General features: G+C 54.4%; 17 protein-coding genes, 1 tRNA gene and 2 pseudogenes. 10 read left to right on the forward strand and 10 right to left on the reverse strand.

What is annotated here, in order from left to right; translation table 11 throughout:
* Nucleotides 1-1,862 (forward strand): beta strand repeat-containing protein (locus OSO_RS50630; protein ID WP_010582507.1); only part of this gene is annotated, 1,862 nt, incomplete at its 5' end.
* A gap of 147 nt (nt 1,863-2,009) precedes the next feature.
* On the opposite strand, the gene OSO_RS0105650 is transcribed toward OSO_RS50630, so the two are convergent.
* Together OSO_RS0105650 and OSO_RS0105655 are read right to left on the reverse strand one after the other, a co-directional pair.
* A complete protein-coding gene (locus tag OSO_RS0105650) occupies nt 2,010-3,767 on the reverse strand; it encodes a hypothetical protein (protein WP_010582508.1) in 1,758 nt (585 codons plus the stop codon).
* Nucleotides 3,768-3,918: 151 nt separating this feature from the next.
* Nucleotides 3,919-5,304 (reverse strand): hypothetical protein, encoded by a 1,386-nt coding sequence (locus OSO_RS0105655; RefSeq protein WP_010582509.1) that lies wholly within the window; start codon nt 5,302-5,304, stop codon nt 3,919-3,921.
* 470 nt (nt 5,305-5,774) lie between these two features.
* Here OSO_RS0105655 and OSO_RS0105660 point away from each other — a divergent pair, with 470 nt between their 5' ends.
* From OSO_RS0105660 to OSO_RS47485, 4 genes are all read left to right on the forward strand, one after another.
* A complete protein-coding gene (locus tag OSO_RS0105660) occupies nt 5,775-11,216 on the forward strand; it encodes a WD40 repeat domain-containing protein (protein WP_162130513.1) in 5,442 nt (1,813 codons plus the stop codon).
* 451 nt (nt 11,217-11,667) lie between these two features.
* On the forward strand, nt 11,668-12,813 hold the full coding sequence (locus OSO_RS47480; RefSeq protein WP_010582511.1) for a DUF1559 domain-containing protein: 1,146 nt from the start codon (nt 11,668-11,670) through the stop codon (nt 12,811-12,813).
* Nucleotides 12,814-13,256: 443 nt separating this feature from the next.
* Nucleotides 13,257-14,324 carry a glycosyltransferase family 4 protein gene (locus OSO_RS0105675; protein WP_010582512.1) on the forward strand — a complete coding sequence of 356 codons (1,068 nt, stop codon included), beginning with the start codon at nt 13,257-13,259 and terminating at the stop codon, nt 14,322-14,324.
* A gap of 194 nt (nt 14,325-14,518) precedes the next feature.
* Nucleotides 14,519-15,568, forward strand: a complete 1,050-nt coding sequence (locus tag OSO_RS47485) for a class I SAM-dependent methyltransferase (RefSeq protein WP_010582513.1) — start codon at nt 14,519-14,521, stop codon at nt 15,566-15,568.
* A gap of 168 nt (nt 15,569-15,736) precedes the next feature.
* Here the strand turns inward: OSO_RS47485 and OSO_RS50635 are convergent, their stop codons facing one another.
* The 4 genes and pseudogenes from OSO_RS50635 to OSO_RS0105700 form a co-directional block, all read right to left on the reverse strand.
* On the reverse strand, nt 15,737-16,027 hold the full coding sequence (locus OSO_RS50635; RefSeq protein ID WP_010582514.1) for a hypothetical protein: 291 nt from the start codon (nt 16,025-16,027) through the stop codon (nt 15,737-15,739).
* A gap of 60 nt (nt 16,028-16,087) precedes the next feature.
* Nucleotides 16,088-16,516, reverse strand: coding sequence for an integrase core domain-containing protein (locus OSO_RS51865; protein WP_237729256.1), 429 nt, complete (start codon nt 16,514-16,516; stop codon nt 16,088-16,090).
* Between the two features lie 107 nt (nt 16,517-16,623).
* Nucleotides 16,624-16,800: pseudogene (locus OSO_RS52505) on the reverse strand (IS3 family transposase); the annotation flags it as partial.
* Between the two features lie 99 nt (nt 16,801-16,899).
* Nucleotides 16,900-17,175 (reverse strand): IS3 family transposase, encoded by a 276-nt coding sequence (locus OSO_RS0105700; protein ID WP_029246688.1) that lies wholly within the window; start codon nt 17,173-17,175, stop codon nt 16,900-16,902.
* A gap of 107 nt (nt 17,176-17,282) precedes the next feature.
* On the opposite strand from OSO_RS0105700, the gene OSO_RS52510 reads away from it, so the two are divergent.
* The 4 genes and pseudogenes from OSO_RS52510 to OSO_RS47490 all read left to right on the forward strand — a co-directional run bounded on the left by OSO_RS52510 (nt 17,283) and on the right by OSO_RS47490 (nt 19,763).
* Nucleotides 17,283-17,684: an ISAs1 family transposase gene (locus OSO_RS52510; RefSeq protein WP_010582518.1), complete on the forward strand. Its 402-nt coding sequence runs from the start codon at nt 17,283-17,285 to the stop codon at nt 17,682-17,684.
* A gap of 488 nt (nt 17,685-18,172) precedes the next feature.
* On the forward strand, nt 18,173-18,706 hold the full coding sequence (locus OSO_RS0105715) for a hypothetical protein (RefSeq protein WP_010582520.1): 534 nt from the start codon (nt 18,173-18,175) through the stop codon (nt 18,704-18,706).
* 278 nt (nt 18,707-18,984) lie between these two features.
* Nucleotides 18,985-19,239 (forward strand): annotated as a pseudogene (locus OSO_RS52515) (transposase); the annotation flags it as partial.
* A gap of 56 nt (nt 19,240-19,295) precedes the next feature.
* The gene (locus OSO_RS47490) at nt 19,296-19,763 is read left to right on the forward strand and encodes a transposase (protein ID WP_157605053.1); all 468 of its coding nucleotides are present in this window, start codon (nt 19,296-19,298) and stop codon (nt 19,761-19,763) included.
* 89 nt (nt 19,764-19,852) lie between these two features.
* On the opposite strand, the gene OSO_RS51320 is transcribed toward OSO_RS47490, so the two are convergent.
* A complete protein-coding gene (locus tag OSO_RS51320; RefSeq protein WP_010582523.1) occupies nt 19,853-20,266 on the reverse strand; it encodes a hypothetical protein in 414 nt (137 codons plus the stop codon).
* A gap of 67 nt (nt 20,267-20,333) precedes the next feature.
* Here OSO_RS51320 and OSO_RS0105735 point away from each other — a divergent pair, with 67 nt between their 5' ends.
* Nucleotides 20,334-21,284 (forward strand): site-specific integrase, encoded by a 951-nt coding sequence (locus tag OSO_RS0105735; RefSeq protein ID WP_010582524.1) that lies wholly within the window; start codon nt 20,334-20,336, stop codon nt 21,282-21,284.
* Nucleotides 21,285-21,385: 101 nt separating this feature from the next.
* On the opposite strand, the gene OSO_RS0105740 is transcribed toward OSO_RS0105735, so the two are convergent.
* The 3 genes from OSO_RS0105740 to OSO_RS0105760 all read right to left on the reverse strand — a co-directional run bounded on the left by OSO_RS0105740 (nt 21,386) and on the right by OSO_RS0105760 (nt 24,102).
* A tRNA-Ser gene (locus OSO_RS0105740) sits at nt 21,386-21,475 on the reverse strand.
* Nucleotides 21,476-21,800: 325 nt separating this feature from the next.
* The gene (locus tag OSO_RS0105750) at nt 21,801-22,583 is read right to left on the reverse strand and encodes a PIG-L deacetylase family protein (RefSeq protein ID WP_010582525.1); all 783 of its coding nucleotides are present in this window, start codon (nt 22,581-22,583) and stop codon (nt 21,801-21,803) included.
* Nucleotides 22,584-22,764: 181 nt separating this feature from the next.
* Nucleotides 22,765-24,102: a hypothetical protein gene (locus OSO_RS0105760; RefSeq protein ID WP_010582527.1), complete on the reverse strand. Its 1,338-nt coding sequence runs from the start codon at nt 24,100-24,102 to the stop codon at nt 22,765-22,767.
* Nucleotides 24,103-24,353 lie beyond the last annotated feature (251 nt).

Genomic DNA, 24,353 nt, shown 5'->3' on the forward strand with positions numbered 1-24,353 from the left:
TCATCGGCGGACTCGGAAATGACAAGCTTACCGGCAACACGCTCGACAACACCTTCACCAGCGGCGGCGGGACTGATACCTACTACTTCAACGCCTCGTCGCAGCTCGGTGCCGATACGATCATCGACAGCACAACCAAGGGAACGATCGACTTCACCGGAAGCACGCCTGGGGTCACCCTGAACCTGGGATCGACGGCCCAGCAGAACGTCAATTCAAACCTCAAGCTGACACTTTCATCCGCCACCGGCATTCAGAATGTCATCGGCGGACTCGGAAACGACAAGTTCACCGGTAACGCACTCGATAATACCTTCACCAACGGTGGAGGGATTGATACTTACTACTTCAACACCTCTTCGCAGCTCGGCGCGGACACCATCATCGACAGCACCGGTAGGGGGACTATCGACTTCACCGGAAGCACGCCTGCGGTCACCGTGAATCTGGGATCTCCCGTACAGCAGAACGTCAATTCAAATTTGAAATTGACGCTTTCATCCGCCACCGGAATCCAGAATGCCATCGGCGGACTCGGAAACGACAAGTTCACCGGAAACGCACTCGATAATACCTTCACCAACGGTGGCGGAGTTGATACGTATTACTTCAATACCTCTTCGCAGCTAGGTGCCGACACTATCATCGACATCACCGGCAAGGGGACCGTTGACTTCAGCGGAAGCACGCCTGACGTCCGCCTCAATCTAGGACTGGCGGCGCAGCAGATCGTGAACGCCAATTTGAAATTGACGCTTTCGTCCGCCACGGGAATCCAGAACATCGTTGGCGGACTCGGAAATGACAAGCTGACCGGCAACACGCTCAACAACACCTTCACCGGCGGCGGCGGAGCTGATACCTACTACTTCAATACCTCCTCGCAACTCGGCGCGGACACCATCATCGACAGCACCGGTAAGGGGACCATTGACTTCACGGGAAGCACACCTGGAGTCAGCCTGAACCTGGGATCGACGGCACAACAGAACGTCAATTCAAACCTCAAGCTGACGCTCTCATCCGCCACCGGAATCCAGAATGTGACTGGCGGGATCGGCAATGACAGCCTGACGGGCAATGGGCTCGCCAATACAATCGTCGGTGGTGATGGCGAGGATATCCTCGTCGGTGGAACAGGTGACACGCTATCAGGTGGGGATGGCAACGACAGTTTGTATATCAACACCACGAGCAGCCACACCCTGGTCAGTGGATTGGGTGGTGGAACGACGACCGTCGTCGATGGAGGGAACGGGCGCGATTGGATTGAGGTGATGGGGAATTTTCCGGGCACCGCCAATTCCGTCCTGATTGATTCCGGAAACCTCAACTATACAGGTACGTCACCCAACCCCAATCCGCGTACGGCCGCCGGCAGCAAGACATGCGAAACCGTGTATGTCCATGATGCGCTCATCGACGGATTACTGCAGGTCACCGGTGCACAGGACGGAGTGAACGCCAACAACTCGGTTTACGTCTCATCATCGACGGCCGGAAACCTGAGCGTCACCCTGGGGAACGGAAGTGATCTTTACACACAACAACTCTGCAAAATTCTAGGCAACGCCACAATCCAACTGGGCGGCGGCAACAACTACGCCTATATCGCTGGACTCACGACAGCAACGGTCGCAACTTTGCCCAATACAATCACAGGCAATTTGCAGGTGACTGGCGGCGCAGGCGATGACCAGATCATCCTGGATCACGTTTCCGTGCAAGGAACTGTTCGAATTGACGGAGGCGCCGGCGGCACAAATGTGATCGGAATCAAATCGAGTTCGCTGATAAAATCAAACGTAACTCTGTTAAACTTCACCAAAGCAAATCAGTATGGAGACTACTTTACGCCATAAGGAATCGGAGCATCAAAGCCGAGGTTCGCGCCCTTAATGAGGAATCGCCTCGATGTCCTTCGTTCAATCAATGATCTGAGAAAATACGACGACCCTGGCAGCCATCTGATTGCCGGGGTCGTCGCGATAGAACGACTTTGCGATCTGCTAGAACTGGGCTCGCCCCAATCGTGTCAGCGGCGAACTATTCCCGCCACCGAAGTACCAGTTGAACATCGCGCGAACTTCACCCGCGAATTGCCTGTCGACTCCCATCCCCAAGGGTGTCGTATATCCCACGGTCAAAATCTTGTTTCGACCGAAGATCATATTCGCGCCGATCACGGCATTCAAAACCTCGATATTCGAAAATGACTGGCCATAGATGGCAAAACCATTGTTGTCGCGAATCACATCCCCGCTCTGCAACGATCGGTTGTAGTGAAGTTCGGCAAGCGGTGAGAATCCCGTCAGCCCCGTGGGGCCGGGTGTCTGCGTTCGGTACGCCCAGTAACCCGCGCTCAGACTCGCATACAAAAATGAGGCATCTTGAAACGATCCGATCCGGCCGAGTGCTCCCGAGGATGTTGAACCATCGAGACTCGTATTGCTATAAACTCGATTCCCATTGGTATCGAAGTCAAACTGGAGAAGACCCTGGGAATAGAATCGATCGTTGGGCGTATAGACTCCACCCACAAACGGCAGCAAGTGCACCGCATCGTTCGAAATATGCAAGGTCTGAATTGATCCCGAATAGGCATTGACATTATTGGCTGTTGGCAAGCTCATCCCCATCCCTGTCGAATACGCAAATGTCCTCGACTGAAAAAGGAGCGCTTTGGCATAAATTGTCATGTTCCCAAATTGCAGATCCGTCGGATTCGCAACGCCAGTCGTCGTATCGACATTCGAAGTGAGTGTCGATGCGAAGGGGATTCGAACTTCCACCGACGCACGTTGATTGAAGAACGTTTTTTCGAACCCCGGTGTATATCGACTGACATTCACTCCGTTCGCTGCGATTTGAGCATTGTCGAAATAGCTGTAATTGAAAAAGACCCTGTCACGGGGAATCGGACTTGATCCTTCGGCGAGCTTGGTGCGGCCGGTCGTGAGTGCGGGATCGAGCCCCCCAATCGTCGATTGACGGACCACGTCATAGACCTGGTACTGCCCAGGATTCGGTGGGACCACGATCGTTGGCGGATTGATCAGAACCGATTCTTGTCCCGAATGTGCCGTCAGAACCAAATGCTCTTGCCCCAATGCATTGAGGTTCGTCGCTGTCCCGGTAGCAACGTCACCGGTCGTCTGAAACTCGTGGGGCACTCCCCCCAACGACGTCAGCATCAAGTATTGCGAGGGATCAGTGGGGTTCAGCACGGCCTGACCAATGATTCCGTTCACAACGGACGAGCCCGTCATACTTCCACCGAAGAAGTCCCCCAAAAATGGAACATCCGTCGAATTGCGAGCGAGCCCTTGAAACGCAGGGCCTTGGTTCGGTGCGTTATTGCCTTGGGCATAGGCGGGCGGCGTCTCGATCTGCTGTGGCATCGAGGGTGTCGCTGGAGGCAAAGGTGCCGTCGACGAATCCATACCTGGTAACAATGGAACGGCGGTATTCCCCAAAGTGTTTGTGCATCCCGGTGAACTCGGCAACACACAAGCACTCGTCCCACCTTCTTGCGTGCTGGCCGGAGTCAGCTCGCGATCAAAGATTTCCTCGTCAGTGAGACGCTTGTGAGGCGGGGCGGCCTCGTCCGTATTTTGTGCCCGTACCCGCACCGCAGCTATGTCACTCTTGCGTGTCTTCGAGGTCGTCTTCCCCGCTCCGTAGGCATCTGTTGATGAGCCAATCATCCCGCTGACAATCGCCCAAGGCAAAACACAAGTGAATCCTGGAAAACGAATCCTCTTCATCAACGTCACTCCCTTTTATTCTGATCGGCCGGTCAGTCGGCTCTGCAATTTCGAACTGTTGGTGATTCGCATTGATCGATGTACGTCTGAGATCCGTCTCGGACGTACATCGATCAAACAGTTGGCCTGGATCTCCGATTTTCAGGTCGACCTACCGTGTACCACTCACAGTCTTGATGGTCGTTTCCGATGTCCTCAGCACGAATCTCTGCGGGTTGTTCTGGAACGTTTCCCAATTTTCCTTCGTGACGAATAAGTAGAACTGGTCGTTGTGCTCCCGAAGGATCTGGCCGTCCGCCATCTGCCGCCCGTTCAACCATTCGACCGGATCGAGCCCCCCATATGCCGGCGCATAGCATTTCGGATTCTCATCAAACGAGGCCTTTGCCTGAGCACTCGAGAAATAGTACGTTCGATCTTCAAAGGTCGACGAGAACCGCGGATCTGTCGGCATTACCTGGCGAGCCTTGAGCGCCACGATACACCTGCCCCGAAGGCCCGGAACAATCGGCGCCGTCACCGATTCAGGGGTGGCCTTTAAGAGTGGGATTGCGACCGCGGAACTCTGGATCAACTGTGATGTCGCCACTTGACCTTCAGCCGCTCTCGGCGACTGGCGTGGAATTGAGGTCGTTTTGTCGGGGGTGACTTCGTTCTCGTTGGACGGTTCGACTTCGCCGCTCTCCTTGGTCCGATTCTCATCTTGGGTCCCGTCCACTGGCGCGGGATCGACGGGCGGCAATGCGTATCCATCAGAGTACGACTTGAAGAGGCACATCCCTTCACTCGCCGCCTCACGCACTCGTTCCGAGGGCTCAATCCAACAACATTCGTCGTCTTTCTCAGACGCCACTTTCGCCAATGCCTTCATGACTTTCTCGTTGGCACATCCGCGGCAGCAGTCATATCGCTGTTCCTCGGACTCGCGATCGCGATACGCCTTTCGTGCCTGCTTTTTCGCCGGCCCTTTGGCTTCTCGAATCAACTGCTTCTCACCATTTTTGGCATGCCGTTCGGTCGCGCGAACAATCTGCTTGCGATTCGAACACGTCTCACATTCGCAGGCCGTGTTGATGTTGCAGCAACCGCGAGTCAGCATGTTTCGCAGCGCCATCACGGCTTCATACCGCACGATCTCGGAAGGATCTTCCAACATCGTTGCAATCAGCATGTCCTGTGCCTGTGGATAGGTCACACAATCGAGTGTTCCCAGGTAACGCACGGCTTTGACACGATTTGGAACGTCAAGTTGAACCGCACGGATCCCGGCGGCCATCCCTTTCAATGAATCGGGAGGCGCCGCTGTGAACGGTGGCTTCAGCAGCGGATCGGTGATCCGAATTTTCTTCGCCAACGCCATCGGACTCGCAGTCAGCCAGTCACACAGTGTCGGCTTAATGTCAGGACTAGTGAACGCCGGCGCAGGAGGAACGGGTGCTCCATCTGCTGCAGTAATTGAACTGGATCCGGACAAAATCTGAAGGCCAACGGCCACACAGGCGATCGGCAAATTCGTTCCACGGGGAAAAATCGGCATTCAGCGGGCCTCCTTGCTCAAGAATGCATATCCACGTGTACATAATCGGACTGCCTTGTTCAGTCATCTCAGACACTTTAGTATGACCAGCAGAGTTATCGCTGGCGTTACAGATTACCGATTCGTAATGAATCATCGGCAGATTCAGCGGGTTGTAACTGCATAATTACGGCGGATTTGGCTGCACGAACGACCGATTGCCTCCAAACCAAAAGGAAGTTCTGAACTCGCGTATATAACAACCTCACTTCGCGAAGTATCCTCAAGAGAAGAAAACTGAACAAAAGCCACTAACTCAAGCAACTTCTGAGATCTCCTGACGATCATTCAAAGCCCGTCTTCGATTGCGATCCAGTCAGGACGAAGGTGAGGCACTGCGATGCCGAGCCTCGACTCACTCGAACCCGAAAAACGGAATCATGCGTTGCAACGATAGACTGTTGGAGCATCAAACCCCAATCGACCCGTCGATGAACTTGCCACACACCGTCGAGCAGGCTTGCGGGCAATGCACGAGGCGCTGTCAGCGTCGCATGGCTCTGCCGCTCGTGATCGCTTTCCTGCTGAGCGCACTTGCGTCGTTCGAATTGTTCGCGGATGAATCGCTTCTGCCCCCAGCCGGTGGTGCTCCGGTCCTGCGTCTGGAAACGAATGGGCCTCGAAGTCACGTCAACGCGCTCGAATTCTCTCCCGATGGCAAACGGCTCTATTCAGTTGGCTGGGACAAGGCCGTTCAAATCTGGGACCAGAACGACGTCGGAAAATTTCAATATAACCCCAAGGCCACTCTGCGGACTCCCATCGGGCCCGGGATTCATGGGCAGTTGTTTACACTCGCCACGACCGAGGATGGCCGGTGGCTGGCAACCGCAGGAGTGGGGCTGGTGCGAGAACTTGCCGGCGAACGGGAATCTGGATGGATTCAACCTGCGGGCAATCTGAGCCTCGAATCACAATTGGACTACGGCCTGATCTATGTCTTCGACACTCTGACGGGAACGACAAAACTGTTGCGAGGGCACCGTGGGAATGTATGGTCGCTGGCATTCGCCCATGGCCGTCCGCCAGCGGCACCAAGCCTGGTCTCCATCGCAGAGGATCGCACGGATGACCTGACCAAGTTCGTGCCCACGGTGCGACTCTGGGATGTCGTGACCTCGTCCGAAATCACCCAACTCAAAGCGGTGCCGAACCTCGAAGGGAAGGCCTGGGGCCCCCTTCCAAACCTCGATGGAGCACAGCCGGGGCTGACGGCATGGACCACGGGCCCTGACCGCAACGAGGCTCGTGTCGCACTCGCATGGGGCGACAACCAGTTTCGAGTCTGGGATACCAAGTCTGGTCAGGTGTCGGTCATTCAGGCGTCAAAATCGACCTGGACAGTTTTGCCACTGGACCGCAAACGAGAACGAATCCTGACGGGCGGAAATTCGCAACTCGGGGTATGGCAACTCGCCAATACACCAGCAGGCCATCTGGCGGCATTAAGCAGTACTCAATTTCAAGATTCACAAATCGAATCCTTACGTGGACAACGGATGGATGGAAACGTGAGTGCCGCCGCATTGATTCCTTCGACGAACACACAACCAGCCCGCGCCGCATTCGTCGTGACACGATTCGACACGATTCCCTATTCCTATCGCCTACTGATTGCGACCACGGATTCTCCCATTCAGGCGATTCGAGAAATCGAACTTCCCTGGACAGGAATCAGACGCCCGTCGATTGCCGTATCTCGGGATGGCCGGTCACTGGCCCTTGCCGGACACGAGCGAGCGGAAATCGAGGTCTATGCCACGGAGGATTTGATCGGCGGCAAGCCCCTCAATCCACAGCGTCTCGGAAGCGAAGCTCTGCGATTCCAGGATGCCCAGTTTGTCCGATGCGACGATCGATGGGGTTTGCGATTGAGCCAGTCTCGTCGGGGCGACGCCGAAAGTCCCAATACCAATCCCATGATCTTTGACATCAATCATCGAGACATCCAATCTCCAAATGCACAATGGCGCGTTGCCAATGTCACGAAGTCTGGCTGGTCTGTCGTGGACTATAGGACACCGGGCAAGGTCATCGTCAATCGCCCCGACGATTCCAAGAATCTTGAATTGTCATTGGATGATCAATTCGCTTTGACTGCGATTGCCTTCTGCCCCAAGCCATTTGGTTGCCCGGTTCCTCTACTTGCCATTGCGTCTCAACGGCAAGGCGAATCGCGTTTGCAATTGTTCAATGGGGCCACTGGAGAGCATGTCCGCCAATTCACCGGGCACACAGAAGTCATTCGATCGTTGTCGTTTTCTGAGGACGGGCGCATGCTCCTCTCGGCCGCCGACGATCGAACGGTCAGTGTTTGGACGATCGTCGATCTGGCCGAGAGGAACCTTGGCAAACGAGGCATGATCCGGGGGCTGAGCGTTCAGGAAATTGCGAACAAACTGGTCGTCAAAAGCACGCATCCGGAAATCGATTTGCGACGCGAGGATGAGATCGTCGCAGGAGTCCAGCAAGGTGAGGTCGTTGAATTTGGCTCAAAGAAAGAATTCCATAAATTCATTCGAGATCGAAAACCAGGAGAAACGGTCGAGTTCACAGTCCGGCGCGATGGACAGGTCAAGGCGATGACGTGCCCCGTTGATCAGGCAATCGACGAAGCCAAGCCATTGTTCACATTGTTTGTTATCCCCTCTGAGAATGGACCTGAGTGGGAATGGATCGGTTGGAATCCACTGGGATTCTTTGATTCGCGCGGCGACCGCATCGATCAATGGCTGGGCTGGCACTTCAACACCGGCGAGCCGGAACGACCCGCGACGTTCGCGGTCGTGGGCGAGTACCGTGACAAATTCTTCAATCGTGGAATGCTGCAAAAACTGATCGAACTGCAAAAACTTCCGCCCGCTCAACCGATCGCACCCGACGAACCCAAAGTCACATTCTTTCTGCGTCATCCAGATGGAACGCCACTTCGACTCGACTACGACGACGTCCCGCAACTCGAAACCAATCAAGTTGAAATCGTCGCTGAAGTGAACGGTGTCGCTCCACGGAGAATGCACGAGATCAAATTGCAAGTTGTGGTTGAAAACAATGACCGTTCGAACCAGACCACCATCAACTTCCAGCGTGATCGTGAATCAGAAGATTGGGTCGCCAATCTCACGAACTATCCCTGGACTCGTGGTCCACACAGACTGGTCGTCCAACTCGAAACATCGGAGCGAACGGTCCGATGTATTGGCCGCGCGGACTATCATCCCGCCGCCCCCGAAATCGATTGGAACATTGACCCAACCTGGAAGCGAGATTTCAAGGCGGCGGAAATCACCGTCAATGCCACAGTTACACCAACCGGCGATGAGGCGGACGTTCAACTACTCTTGCTACGACCTGGAATTGAGAATCCGCTTGTCATTCGAAGTTGGAAAGCGCAGTCACAGCTGCAGATTGACGAGAGCGTCACGATTGATCCGGGCGAGAATCGTCTGGAACTTGTCACGTGGAACCGAAACGCACCGCCTGAAGATCGAGAACTTGAGACCACTCGGATTCTCACGTTCGTTCGACGTTCCAATCCACCGACAGCACCAACAATCGAAGTTGACGACAAGATCGTCGCATTGGACGCCACGGGCCAAACAAAAACGCTCACCGCCGATCCCGATGCCCCTGATACGTTTCGAACAGCGTCCCCGCGTGTTCGCTTCCGAGGAAACATCACCGGACAGGCCAGTCTCGATAGCGCCGCTCTCATGCTCGCTGGCGAATTGCAAACTCTCGCAGGATTTGATCCTGGCCAAGATCGGGTCGTCACATTCGACCAAACACTGGCGCTCAAACCGGGCCCCAATTCAGTAATATTGAAGTCGAGTATCGGCGATGCGCAATCCGAAAAGCGGCTGCTCTTCGTCTACGAGCCGCCAGCCCCGCAACTCGTCGAGATGACGGAGTCCGTGAAGGAGATTGATGCTCTCCCACCTGGGCTGGTCCGAATCCCGCATGTTTTCTATTCACGCTATCACGAGCCAATCGCGACAGTGTCGGCACGTCTTGAAGGACTACTCGAACACTCTTACCGCCTGACGCTGCGCATCAACGGCATTGTCCTGAATGACAACCTCCGGATCGATCGAAGCCGACCTGATCAACATCACCTTGAGCTGGCAATCCCGCTTGAGGGAGGGATCAATCAGATCTCGATTCAGGTCCAGAACGACTGGAGTCGTGAAACGGAAAGCAAGCAACTGGAACTCCGCTTTCTCCGCGTTCCTGAAATTGTCTCCGCAGAAGTCCCCGTAAAATTGATCGAGAAGCCGCTGGAACTGAACTGCCTGATTCAGTCCGTCATTCCGCTACGCTCGGCCAGGATTGTCGTCGATGACACCAACGAGATTCCCGGGACACTCTCAGAAGTGGCCGGTCAACCCGGCAACTATCTCCTGCAGGCCCATCGCACCGGTATCGCACATGGCAAACATCTCATTCAAATCACGGCAACCAACGACGAAGGCTCGAACCTCGTCCCATCCCTTCACGAAATGACAGTCGAGCAACCCATTGCACCTCCAAGAATCGAGATTGTCGGCCCGATCTCCAGTACGCCGTCACCGTCCAAGCTGTTCGCTGTTCAATACTCAGTGAAGTCGGTCGCGCCCACGACCGTTAAAACACGATGCCAAGGTGCCGCACAGGGAGAAGTCCGCACATCTTCGATCGACGTGGTTCCCATCGACGGATCGACTGGAATCCTGAACATCGAACTTTTCGATGGCCCCAACGAGATTGAACTGATCGCACACAACAGTGGAGGTTATAGCGAGAAACAAATCGTGACGACGTCTTATGTGACGCATCCGGCCTCGGTCGAGATTGTGAGTATCGACGGACAACGACCGCGATGGCGCGACGGGAAAGGTGTTCTGGATTCGAGTGCCACGAAAGCCCGCATCAAGCTGCAGGGAAAGCTGAAACTCAATAGTCGACCAGACATTGCCCAAAACCTCAAAGCGCGCGTGTGGGTCAATGGATTCCTGCAGACGACCAATGTCATCATGGATTCCGAGGGAGCGACGACGGGGACATTCGCGACCGAACTGACACTCGGACGCCCCAAGAAGAACGAGATCAAAGTTGAAGTCTACGGCGATTCGGGACAGCTCCCTTCACTGTTGGACGCTCCCAAATCGTTGACGCTGGATTGTGACAAGCACGAACGACATCAGGATTTGTACCTGATGCTCCTCGGAACCGGTGACGCCGACGTTCTACGCGAGAGTGCCATGAAGGCGTTGCACGCTCAGACGGATGCAAGGCGATCGGCGGAAGAGACATGGGAATCAGAACTTTTCTCGAATGTTCACGTGTTTAGCGCCCTCAACGTTCGTCCCCTCAAGGCCAACACGCGATTGGATCACCTTGTCAACCGGATGAAAGACAATCGTCGACGCAGTTCCAGCAGCGGGGCGCACACGATTCTCATGATCTACTTTCAAGGACGAATTCACCTGACGGGTGAAGACTTTAAATTCATCACTTACGACAAACAGTCCCCCTCAGAAGAATCGGTCACCGGAAAAGATCTGCAACGGACTCTCAATGACACCTATGGAGCACACTTACTTTTTCTTGATTTGAACCAGAACGATCAAAGCGTCACTCTTCAGGACGTCTGGCCGAAAGCCCCGCAGTTGGGAATTGTCATTTCCAACTGGATGGGCCAGGAACAGCAACCCGGCGAAACACGACTCATCAGCGCCTTAACACATGCGCTTCCACAAATTCGCCTCGTCCGAGAGCTGGCGAGTACGATCGACGATCGCTTCCGCTCGGCCCGCGAACATTTCCCAGGCCGAATCGAAGCGCGAGTAGATCTCTTAAAAGAAGTTCAAGACGTACGAATCGGTGTGGAATAGCACGCACTTGAACTCAATGGTCTGATCCGAAGCAGCCTGATTTCTGCGATGCGCCGATTCCTGAAGAATGCACGGAATCGTTTTTTCGTCCGTTCACCTTTCGCGAAATCGCCTACGATTTAGGTGGTGCGCTGCAGACATTGCCAAGTTCGCCCCCATTTCGCATTTGGCAATCCGCACCACCTGGGACGAATCCCACCATTGATCCGCAAGAGAGAACACCCAGAATGGGATCTGGCAATTCGTCAATGAGCAGAAACGGTGTCGATCGAATCCGGTGAAATTCCAACAACCGCAAATCAGGTTCATGAGTCGATCGACTTCGACGCTGACGGAATACAAAGCACAGTCATCGTTGAGCCGACTCGCGGATCTTGTGTGGATTTATGCCTGTTGCCTGCGGAACTGATTCTGTCGAATCGAACGTGTCCTCGAAAGTAGGCGAAATCACATGCCCGCATCCACGCGAGTCAATTCGTCCCAGCAAGCCGCAACGTATTTCAAACACAGACCTTCGGGCTTCACCCTGATTGAGCTTCTGGTCGTCATTGCGATTATCGCCGTGTTGATCGCCTTGCTGCTGCCCGCCGTCCAACAGGCGCGCGAAGCCGCTCGACGAACCCAGTGCAAGAACAACCTGAAGCAAATTGGACTGGCACTTCACAACTACCATGACCTCACAACGAACACGTTCCCACCGGGATACATTGGTGCGACGCTCGGAGGAAACGGCTATTCGGGATGGGGCTGGATGACCATGATTCTGCCGCAAGTCGACCAGACGAATCTTTACAACCTCTTCAGCCAATCAACAACCAATCCGAACTTCTCATCGGGACTGTTGGGATTGAGCACCGCCCCACCCACGACAGGCACGATCGAGATTCCTCTTCCAGCGTTTCGCTGTCCGACCGACGTTGGCAATCCCACCATGCAGGCGAATTTCGATGGCGCGGTTGGATTTGGAATTTCGACGATGTCCTACGGGCGTTCGAACTATGTCGGTGTCTGCGGGACAGATCCAAACTGGCTCAACTCAACAAGTTCATACTCTCCATCAGTGATCCCCACCGCCTATGCATCCGATGGTTTGGCGTCGTCGTCGTCTCCCATTTCCGGCTTCGCGATCGGTGCGATGAGTTTCTACAACGCACCCGCCTCAATTAATCTGCAAACCACCAATTCGGTCTTCGTCGACGCCTACGGAGGCACATTCGGAAATGGCAGCAAACGAGGTTTGCGCGATATGACCGATGGCTCGAGCAACGTGATCATCGTCGGCGAACGATACAGTCCATCGCCAACCGCCGCGTTGGGATTGCTCGATCTAATCGGCGACGCATCATGGGTCGGCGCCGAAGATTCGACGTTCCATGGCCAGCCGATGGTACTGGGAGAAGCGACGAACCCCATCAACTACAATTTCACCGGGTCATCCCTGCGACCGCAGACAACAGGGTTCGGTAGTCTGCATACCGGTGGCTGTCATTTCCTGATGGGTGACGGAAGTGTCCGTTTTCTGAATCAAAACATGAACGTCAATACGTTTCGGCAGCTTTCCCGTGTGTCCGATGGCGCTGTCGTGGGTGAGATCTAGCAGCCTGTTTCGTCAACGAGGACGGGCTCGGCGCAGATTCAAGAAACCATGGCATGGTGAAGTAACCCTTCACAGGCCGGGGACCGGCTCATTTTCCCGTAGCAAACAGAACGATTGCTCTAGTCGATGCACTGCAGATTGCCATAAACCGGGAATCTGTACCTGTCCCACGCTCTCGGACTCAACTCACCAAGAGCGACCCTCCGTTTGCATTTCGACGTGCACGCCGCAATACAGTGCTCACCTCAATTCCACCTTCAGATTGACGGTTGCTTTTGCCTCGTCGTCATGGCGAAACTATCGTGATCGCGAGGCCTGGAGTTGAACTCCACAACCGACGTGGACCGCGACCGCATGAGCCCCACCTGCAACGTGATCAGCACAAAAACCCGAAAACCTGTTGACACTTTCCAACGCGGCGAACCGAAACGAGAACGGAATTTATGAGTCTTCCGCCGCCGATGCGTCCTGGGCTGCACCTTGCCTTTCTGACATCGGGCCCCAACGCTCCCTCAAGTCGATATCGAGTGTTTCAATACATTCCGCACCTGCGGAAACTGGGATTTCGCTGCACGGTCGCCAACAGCTTCCCTGAAAAATATGACTACTTTCCCTGGCTGGGATGGCGTTTAAGCCGCCAACTGAAGCGAATGGTCCGGCGATATCATCTGCTGCAGCTCAAGTGGTCGAAACCCGATGTAATCATCCTTGAACGCGAACTCTTCGACGAACCCACCTGCGAGTTCGAAGAACAACTGACACGCTTTGCGCACAAGATTGTGCTGGACATCGACGATGCCGTCTTCATGAGGTATCCGGAAAAGTTTGATCGATTGGCTCAACTCTGCGATGGAATCATCGCGGGCAATTCGCGGCTCGTCGAATATTTTCAAACGCGAAATCCTCGCGTCGCATTGATTCCGACATGCGTCGATATGGATCTTTACCCTCAACGATCCCCCTCGTCACCGACAGATCGGACGGTGATCGGATGGATTGGAACCGCGTCCAATCTCCCTCAGCTCTCGCTCGTCCTTCCGGCCTTAAGAGAGGTCTCCAAGCAGACGCCGATCGAGCTTCGGATTATTACGTCGCGGCGAGACCCACTTGATACGATGGACACCGAAGGGATCTCGATTCGCTTCGTACCATGGAACGCACACGACGCCGTGCAGCAGTTGCAGCACTGCGATATCGGAATCATGCCGCTGGAACACGATGATCCCTGGAATCACTATAAGTGCGGCTTGAAACTGATCGAATACATGGCGATTGGCCTTCCCGCAATCGCTTCGCCTGTCGGAGTCAATGCACAGATCGTCACACCAAACGTTGACGGGTATCTGGCGTCAAATACGGCGGAGTGGGTCGACGCCATCCAGAAGCTCGCTCAATCACCTGAACTCCGTGCGAGAATTGGTGACGCAGCTCGAATAACCGTGATGCAACATTACTCGACACAGGCTCAAACGCCACAATTGATCAAGGCGTTACTCGAATTCTCGCAATGATCGATCATGTCTGAGGAAGTCCTAACCCCGGCAGCCCGTTCCGGCAAGCACCGCATCCTCTGCTCGCCATGCCCGCTGGCGAAAACAGGTGCCGCTTGCAGTGGGTTGTAACCTGGATGCGCGAGCATCATGATACACCGCCTCGAATACCTTCCGATGGGCAACATCTGATCCCGAGTGCCACTGAAACACCAATGGACCAACCTCAAAGTCGTGTTGAGCTCGAAGACAAGCCTTGTCCACTGTGCGGGGCGAGCCACTTTGCGAGATACTTGGTCTCGGCCGACAATTCGAAAGCGGTCAGCGGCACGTTCCAGATTGTCCGGTGTCTTGATTGCCGACATCTCTATACGAATCCGCGGCCCACGCCTGAGACGGTTCTCAACTGCTATCCGACCGACTACGGCCCACACCGCGTGCATTCTGAGGCTGAGGCCCCCCAGGAAGCGGCACCGTCAACAGTTGCCGAAAAGCAAACCGAAACGCCGCAAAGCCGCCCCTGGTATCTGTCTCCCGCAGCGAGACGCATTCCTGGATTGCGTGCCCTGTACTATTGGCTCACCAACGACTATTCGAACATCATTCCCACCGGATTGAAGTCGGGGGCCCAGGTCGTGGAACTGGGCTGCGCGAATGGTGCATTTCTACAGAAACTTCAAGCCCGTGGCTGCAACGTGGAAGGAGTCGAACCGGTTGCCTCGGCCGCCGAAGAAGCAAAGCGTCGCGGTTTTCGAGTGCACGCGGGAACGCTCGAATCATTGGTGCTGGACAACAATTCGCGTGATGCGTTTTTTGCCTGGATGGTCGTCGAACACCTGCTGAATCCGAAAGACACGCTGCTTGAAATTCACCGTGCATTACGTCCAGACGGGTGGCTCGTTTTTAGCGTCCCGAATGCGGGGTGCTGGGAGCCGATCCTGTTTTCGACGTCCTGGTTCGCATACGACCTGCCGAGACATTTGCAGCACTTCACCCCGCGGCGGCTGACTCGATTGCTCAATGACTGTGGCTACGACCGCGTCACTGTGGTCCATCAACGCAACCTTCTGAATGTCGTCTCTAGCGTCGGACTCGTGCTCACACGCTGGTTTCCGAACAGCCCGTTGGCACAGAAAATTCTCGCATGGTCAGACCGTCCCACGCTCTGGTGTCAACTAGCCTTGGCCCCTCTCGCCGTTCTTCTGGCTGGCCTGCATCAGGGAGGCAGACTGACGGTAATCGCACGACGCCCCGCCGCGGAATAATCCAACGGCGATTGGGCTTCTGGACCCCACTTCCATCGCGTCGGCATTGCAAACATCACTCGTGGCACCAGCGCAACCGAAGACTTTTCCTGTGAACGCTGTATTTGTTATTCAGCTTTCACATGGGACGTCACTTCAATAAACACTGATGGAAGATCGAGCGAACAATCAGTTGGCTGGGATATCAACGCCGCCTTCTCGTACGTCACGAATACTTTGCCCACCTCTTCGAAGGCTTTCTGCATCTGGCATGCCTGATAAAATGCTTAAAATCGTTTTGAAACTGCCTCTATTTTGTTGGAACACAAACTCCAACCAGGAAATCATGGATTCCCTCATGCCAGCACAGCCGGAAGCACTAAAGGCTGGACGAATGGAGATAACTTGAACGATCATCATCGCCTTAAAATACTTGAAGATCGAAAGGTAGATTGAAGTGGACCCCGTTTTTCGGACCACCGGGAGCCATTTCTTAGATGGTATTCACCGGGCTCGGGGGAGAGGGATTTGATAGGCTTGCTAGGGCGTGCGGTTGGCCAATCCCTGGTGAGGTCGCTCGTGGCGATCGTACTGGAAGTACGCCTTCAATCCTTCATGACAATCGGCTCCCGTCGTGTATTCCTTGAGGTAGATGTTCTCATATTTCACGGTACGCCATAGTCGTTCGATCATGACGTTGTCAATCGCTCGACCTTTGCCGTCCATGCTGATGGCAATCGATTCCTGTTCCAGTCGCTTCGTAAAGATCTGGCTCGTGAATTGAGATCCCTGATCCGTGTTGAAAATTTCCAATCGGCCCTGTTGCAACGCTTCCTCCAGGGTCTCAACGCAAAACTCCACGTCCATGCTGTTGGACAGTTGCCAGGCCCATTCGTAGCGGTGTAGCAGTCCATGACCGCCGTCAAATACAGATATTCCCGACGCATCGGAACGAACGTAATGTCGCACGCCCACGCTTGATTGGGACGGACGATTTCAACACCTCGAAGCAGGTAAGGATAAATCTTGTGACCCGCTGCTCGCATCGTCGTCCGAGGGCTTGGTGCGAGCGACTTGAGCCCCATTTCCTTCAGGAATCGCTGCATTTTCTTGCAATTCACCACTTGGCCGTGACGCTCCAGATGTGACACCATTCCACGACTGCCCAAGTGCGGATGTTGCAGATATTCCTCGTCGATCCGCCGCATCAGGCGAAGGTCGCCTTCGCTCACAGGAACAGGCTCGTAGTACATATTCGAACGATGCAGGCCGAGCAGCTCACACTGGCGACGAATACTCAGCAACCGATTGCCGGGATCAACCCAAGACCGGCGTTCAGCCACCGTTCTCGGCTACGTTTTTTTGAGCCAATCGAGTTCAACCTTCAGCCGCCCGATCTGCTCATAGAGCTCTGCGGAACGCGGTTCGTCAGTCGCCGCCTTCTTGGCCGATGGCGCGTCAAACACGCTCATCGCTCCGTCCAAGAGTTGCTTCTTCCAGAGCGTGATCTGCGTCGGGTGGACCTTATGCAACGAGGCCAGCTCGCTCACCGTCTTCAAGCCACGAATCGCATCCAAGGCCACCTTGGCCTTAAACGCACCATCGAATATTCGTCGCTGCCGAGGCATCGTTTTCTCTCCGAGCTTTGCTCGCCACGATGCCTCTTGTTTTAACCCTTTCCAAAGCCGTTTTTCCATCTAAGCCGCTGGTCCGAAAAACGGGGTCCACTCCAGTGATGCCCGCTCCGAAGAATTCGAAAATCTTCTCGAGGTGGCCGAATATCCAAACCATCGGTGCGATCTATCGGACACGCGACGTCGACGGCAAACAGATCGAATGGCAAGACTGCTTCATCAGCAGCCTGTCTTCGAAGGTCCGCAATCATCGCGACCTTCTTCGATCTCACTGGAGTATCGAAAACTGCCAGCACCATATCTTAGATGTAACATTTACAGAGGATTCGAGTCGAATTCGGAAAGGAACGGGGCCTGAAATTAGTTCCGTTTTCCGCCGACTCGAGCTCACGATTCTACAACAGGACACTTGGATCAACGGAAGTCTTCGAAGCAAACGAGAGATTTGCGGCCGGGATGAATCCGCGTTTGTAAGGCTTCTCGCTGGTTTTTCTGAGGATTAACGCTCGATTGCCCTGCTGGTACCGGCATATCATACTGTCCGTACATGGCTCATGTGGCGCTCACAGCTGTCCGAGCTCAAGCGCGTCTCCCTCGAAAAGAGTGTCAGCTCATTCCGCTGACTGTGCCGGAAATTCGACATGTCATCGAACGAATCCTGCTTTTCAACCCGCCTGAGGAACCAAATGTTCTGAATTGGCCAGCTGGCATCGAAGGCATCATCACTCAGCACAAATCTGCCACTATCGTGCAAGAGGGCACGATCCTCCAAGAAATTGAAGTACAGGTGTAGTGCTAGCTGAAAACATCTTCAAATCGAATTGATTCTTATCAATAACAATACGCCAGCCATGTATCCAACTGTATAGATGAAGTCAAGTGCCGTTTGGCTTATCATTTAAGATGAGAAAGATGCTTACTGACGAGGCGTCTTGCAGTCCACAAAAAATTGGTGCACCCTCGAATGGGTCTCACGCAGATGGAGACAGTGATGGCGATTGTTTTTCACATAGGCTATATCGCTAAAATCGCCGTCGTATTGTGCTCAGGCGTATTGATTGCCTGCGTGATAATTGTAACTTACGGATTCGGCGGGAACAAGCTGAAATATAGTGGGCCTTCCAATTCGTCGAATGCGGCCAAATGGCAGAAAGTGTTCATTTGCAACATTGAAATAAAGATTGTCGAAGCAAGCGGCCAAAAGCGTGAGTTTAGGCCGAAGGAAGCGTGGGTAGAGTTCGTTGTCGAGAATCTCAATTCATTTCCAAAATCTACACGAAAGGCTGGAAAGAGGATTTGCATCAGATTTGATAGGTCATCAGGAATTACTAGCGAGAAGCGAGTTACGATAGAATTCAATGGCAAAAGCCGAAACCAGCAATATGTATGGGACAGGTCGGGAGTCACTTTTGGCTTCGAGAAACAACTAGACGAAGAGCTTCCTCCAAGCTTCACAGTTAATGTGTTTCAAACTGAAAGCAAGCAACGCTCGCTGTGCGAATATACAATTCATCTTAAGAAGTAGATCAACAAAAATGTGCATTCAGAATACGTGGCAGCAACTTCCGTTGGCCCACGCGACGTTCTGTGACTGCCCTTGGCCTGCCTTGGTTGAAATGCACCATCAGAAACCCGCGTCAGCACGGGGGCAGCGCGCATCCAGCATACCGTCGGTCTGGCAATTTCATGCTCCATTGCCGCAAAGCGGAACGCAACCTGAAGAAAACAGGATACTAGAGCACATTTCATAACGACGATTGGCAAGGAAACTGCGTACCAGACGGGGTGAAAGGAGTTTCACTCATGGCTGACACACGGACGATCGAGCTGACTGGTTACGCGTATCTTACTGACGCACAATGGGATTGCATTTCTCACTTCTTTCCGGAGCCGGCGGACCATCCGCATGGCGGACGACCGTTTCACACCTCACGAGCCTGTCTGGAAGGGATTTTGTATGTACTTATTACAGGCTGCCAATGGTCAAAGTTGCCAAAAGTCTTTCCTTCACCCAGCACATGTTGGCGGCGATTCGACGAATGGACGCGGATGGGAATTTTCGAAGGACTCTGGTTCGAGCTCCTGAACGAACTCGACAATCGCGATGACATCGATTGGACGGAAGCTGCGGCGGACGCTTGGTTCGCACGAGCGAAAAAGGGGGCGACGGAGTCGGCAATACCAAATGTGGCAAGGGAACCAAGGTTGTTGACATCGTCGACTCGAATGGAATCCCCCTCGCCGTCTATTTGACCGCTGCTAACCACAGCGAGGTGAAACTGATCGAGCCCACTCTCGACCGGTTGCAGATTCTCGACAAAGCCCCTGAACATCTGATTTACGATCGAGCCGCCGACAGCGATCCGTTGCGCGAGCGGCTCCGCGACGAACGCGGTATCGAATTGGTGTGCCCTCATCGCAAAAGCCGGAAAAAGCCGCCGACCCAAGACGGTCGCGCGTGTCGGCGATATCGCCATCGGTATGTGGTGGAACGAATAGAACCTATTGCAACGTCGTTACTTGCGAGAGGAAGTCGGTATTCATTGCACAGCGGATCATCTTTCCTCGAATGCTGTCTTTGAGAGGATGGCATTAAAGTAAGGTCGCCGCAAACCTCCGCAGCTAACTGAGATTGTTGCCCAGAGTTCGTTCACGTGTTCGGCTATCGTCCTCATGGAATGTCACATCCAACATTCAGTGCATCGATTCGATGGCCCAATGCCCCCCGAACCTCTTCGCCGAATCTTTTCCGACTGAGATAACGACTGACGATGTAATAACGAACCTCGCAGCTTTGTGGCCCGTCCCCTTGTTGCGATACACGTAACGAGTAACCGATCGCTTTCACCCACGGCCACTCTTTCTTTAACGGGAAGTCTGCTGGGATTCGAGTCAAGTAATAGGTCCGTTCATCGATCCGGCCGTGACCTTCCTCGTAAGTCTTATAACTGCGGTATTGCAAGTCTTCGAGATCGGTTTCCAGATGTTTTGCAAAGTAGGCTTCGATCGTCTCGCGCAGTGTCGGTTGGATGGGATCGCTTTCACTCGGAACCGACGGGAACGGGAAGCAGCTCAGAAAGTACATTCGACGGAAGACTCAAACCGAAGTCATCGACGAATTAGGCAAGCTGCGAGAGCAGCATCGAAACGGGATGCTGCTCGAAACCGGGAAGATGACAGTCAAACAACTGCTGCTCAAATGGCTTGAGGAGTCCGCGCCGGACAAGGCGGGAGCGGTGACCCTGTGTCGGTACTGCGGTCTCGTCGAAAAGCACATCATCCCGCTGATCGGCAATCGCAAGCTTTCGCAACTCAGCCCGCTTCACGTTCAATCGATGCTCACATCACTCAAGGAGAAGAATGCAGGGGAGGAAACCCGCCGATACGCGTTCCAAGTCATTCGAAGGGCGTTCAACGTGGCGATGCGCTGGGGGCTGATGGTTCGAAACCCATGCAGTTGCGTAGACGCTCCCAAGGTCGTACGGCGACGAATCAACCCGTTAACGGTTGGACAAGCGAAAAAGCTGATCGAAGTTTCGAAGGACGTGGCGAACGGAGCGGTGTTCGTACTGGCCCTCACGACTGGATTGCGCAAGGGCGAACTGCTCGCGTTGCACTGGGAAGACATCGACCTCAATGAAGGGGTGATCTCGGTGAAGCGCAGCCTGGAGGAACTCAAGGGCGTGCTTCGGGTGAAGGAACCGAAATCGAAATCCGGTAAGCGGCTAGTCAAACTTCCCGCAATGGCAATCGCGGCGCGGTGGGCACACAAGAAATGGCAGATGGCCAACGGGCTGGCGGCGTGTCCGATTGTGTTCGCGAATCAATTCGGCGAATTCCTCAGGAAGAGCAACTTCGGTGAGCGAACGTGGAAACAATGTCGTCTCGCGGCCGGAATTCCCGCCACGGTCGTTTTTCACGATCTCCGACACAGTTCGGCGACGTACCTTCTCGAATCAGGTTGTCACCCGAAGATCGTTCAGGAGCGTCTCGGGCACAGCAAAATTGGCCTGACGCTGGACACCTATTCCCACCTCGCGAAAGGCATGCAGGATCGTGCCGCCGATGACATGGACCGGGTTCTCGGAGTGAAGCTTGCCTGATTGTTGCAAAATGTGTTGCGCGCGACCCGTTTCGACGGTGGTCGAAGAGTGACCACCAAAAGAAAAACCCACCGGAAACACTACGTTTCACGATGGGTTAGCGGAGAGGGGGGGATTCGAACCCCCGGTCGAGGGAATACCCCGACGCCGCTTTAGCAAAGCGGTGCTATCGGCCACTCAGCCACCTCTCCGGCTCGCTTGGAGCGTCGACAACTATATCTATTGATGCCTGAAAAACAAGTCGGGCTCAGGCCCCTTGAATTTCGGCATTTTCATGACATTCCTCCAATCGGATTTGCCTGATTTCTTCTCGGTCGCGACCGGCCTCCGATTTTGGATCGGACGGAACGGGCCTCGGCACTCATCTGTCCCCAATTTCGCCCCCTGACGGCCCGCCAAAATCCTGGTGATGCGTTCCACATTGACTCGAAAACGCCATGAAATCCGAAATTCCTGGATCTCTGTGCCCCTGGTTTTAGCAGGTTGCCGGGCTACGAAAAATGCCTCTCCATGAATTCACGTTGCCACGACTACTTTGGGCCCCAACAGGGATTCGAGCAGATTGTCGTGCGGGTAGGGGTGGCCACGATGCTGAGTAAACGCTTCGCCATACTCGACGCGGATCTGCAGACCACGCGCCGCGGACCACCTTCGGCAGCCATCGAGATACTCATCCAGACCATGCTGGCGGCGAAGCCATTCGCGTTGGCTTTCGTGACACGCCAGCATTTTGAGTTTCTCTTCAAACGTCGTCGAAATGTCGACGATGAAATCCGTCGCCAGAGGTCGTCCGTAGTAGTCAATCCCCTGAATCGCATCGACGTAGTACAGATGCGGAATCTGGCTTGTCGGAGCCGCGGGATCCCACTGCAGCGTGACGTAATTGGGACAACTGGCATTGAAACAGGCGTCCCGCACCAGGCGACTGGTCACTTCATGATCGCTCATATAGTCAATGGGTGGTGCGGTGATCACCAAATCCGGCCTGGTTCGACGTATCAGCTCGGTCACACGCCGCCGACTGTCGTTGTCGTGAGTAATGCTCAGGTCGCGGAACTCAACGCATGTATAGTCGGCCCCTAACATTTCTGCGGAACGCTCGGCTTCCATGCGTCGTACCGATGCAATTTCGTCGGCCGACAGCTCGGCACTGCCACAGTCGCCAGGCGTCATGGTCGCGACAGAGATGATACACCCAAGCTGCTTCAGCAGCACGAGCGTTCCGGCGCATTGGAGTTCGATATCGTCAGGATGAGCATGAATCGCCAAAACGCGAACCGGGCCTGTACGGGCAGACATTAACGAAATTCCTCGAAGAAAAGCACCAACAGTTCTCGGTCATCTTGAGACGTCAAATGGCCTAACAACAAATCGTCTGATAGGGAGCCGACTGGAGACACGGCCACGCGTCTGGACACGACGCCCTGCGCGACCGAATGAGCCCGAATCTGAACGACGCCTTTGCTCGCCCTTGTCATCATCACCGATAGATTTGCGGTTTGGGAAGGCCAGCGATTACATCTTGCCGGACGTTTTTGCCGCCATCTGAGAAAGACAACCTGGAATCAGCGTCTTTCGGATCAGATGGCAGATTGGCCAGGCGTGGCCTGAAGGTCACGATCAACATCAACGGCAGGTACCAGAGGACATAAATCCCCCCTTGATCCGGGTACCAGAACTGTGTTGCAACAATGATCGCAGCTGAATTCGCCAGCAGCGTCTCCAAATTCTTTCTGAGCGGCCAGATGGAAAGCGATACCAGCAACACGACGAACGTTGCGAATACAGGAATTCGGTAGGCAGGGTTGTACAAACTCCAGAACCCGACTCCGTCATCAGCCTGAAACTTCAAGACACTCCAGTCGATCGAACCGATCGCTTGCCGGGTAAAGCTGTGTGAGTCTGCCGACGTCAGAACCAGACTTCCCAACAGGATCGCCCCCGTCAGCACCAGCGCAAGCGTAAACTTCATCGCCCCGCGACCCCAATAAAACGACATCCAAATCGGCAGCAGAAAAATTGGGAAAAACAGCGTACCACAGGCGAGCCCCAGCAATCCCCCCGCAACCGTGGGTTGGCGATGTGCGGCCACTGCCCAGACGATCAAAGCCGCTGGTAACAGGTGATTGACTTTTGTCACGTCATAGGCCGTGATCGGCAGTAAGAGATACAAAGTCCCCATCGCCAGCCCAAGATTCGTGTCGCTGAAGTGCCAGCGTCCGACGGCAATCAGCCCAAACAACACGGCCAAGTGCGACAGAAACGCCATTGCCCGCGCGGCGGCGATTTCCGCGCCCCCCATTAACGGGACGACGGTCGACGCAAGAAGCGGTCCAGCGGGACCGGTGACCTCACCCACTTCACTGACTTCGCCATCTGCAACGTTCGCCGCAGCAGACGCATCGTGGCGTTTCAGGAGTTCATCCGTTTTCTTCACGGTCTGCATCGCACCCGCGTCAGGCGCTTCCGTTGCGATCTTGGTTGTTTGAAACAGCATGGCTGCCGCACAGAGGAACGCCATGCCGGCGGGATTCAAGTTCTGTTCCATCCGCGGCCGGCGGGTCAAGGCCCAATCAAACAGCAGGCGGAACAACAGACAACCGCTGACCACGAACAACCAGCAGTAACCCAACGTCGAGCCAGATTTGGTCGAATTAATCAGTAGCAGCCCGGGCGCCAAAGACAGCAGAAGGGCCAAGTCGAGATTGCGAACAGACCACATGCGACCGAATTTGAAAAATACGGCGAGGATCAGTAGCAACGACAAATAAAACCACGTCGGTTCATTGACGTAGTAACCGCTGAGAATTTCTTCCATACCCGCACCTCATCCCGTTGTCCTGAAGCGACGACGGCAAAAGAGGAACCGCATCCGATTCGGATTGGAAACAAAAGTGAATTGTCGCCTGTGAGACGGACACCCCTGCACGGCTCACAAACGTCGTCGTCCGAGGTCTCCCTATGGACGATTCCCACCCCAATAGAATACGGCGCGGCCGACGGAGTTCAATCCGTAATCGCAATTCAGACGGGAAACCTCAAGATCGACTTTCCGAGTTGTGGCCGATG

Source organism: Schlesneria paludicola DSM 18645 (assembly GCF_000255655.1).
Lineage (GTDB): Bacteria > Planctomycetota > Planctomycetia > Planctomycetales > Planctomycetaceae > Schlesneria > Schlesneria paludicola.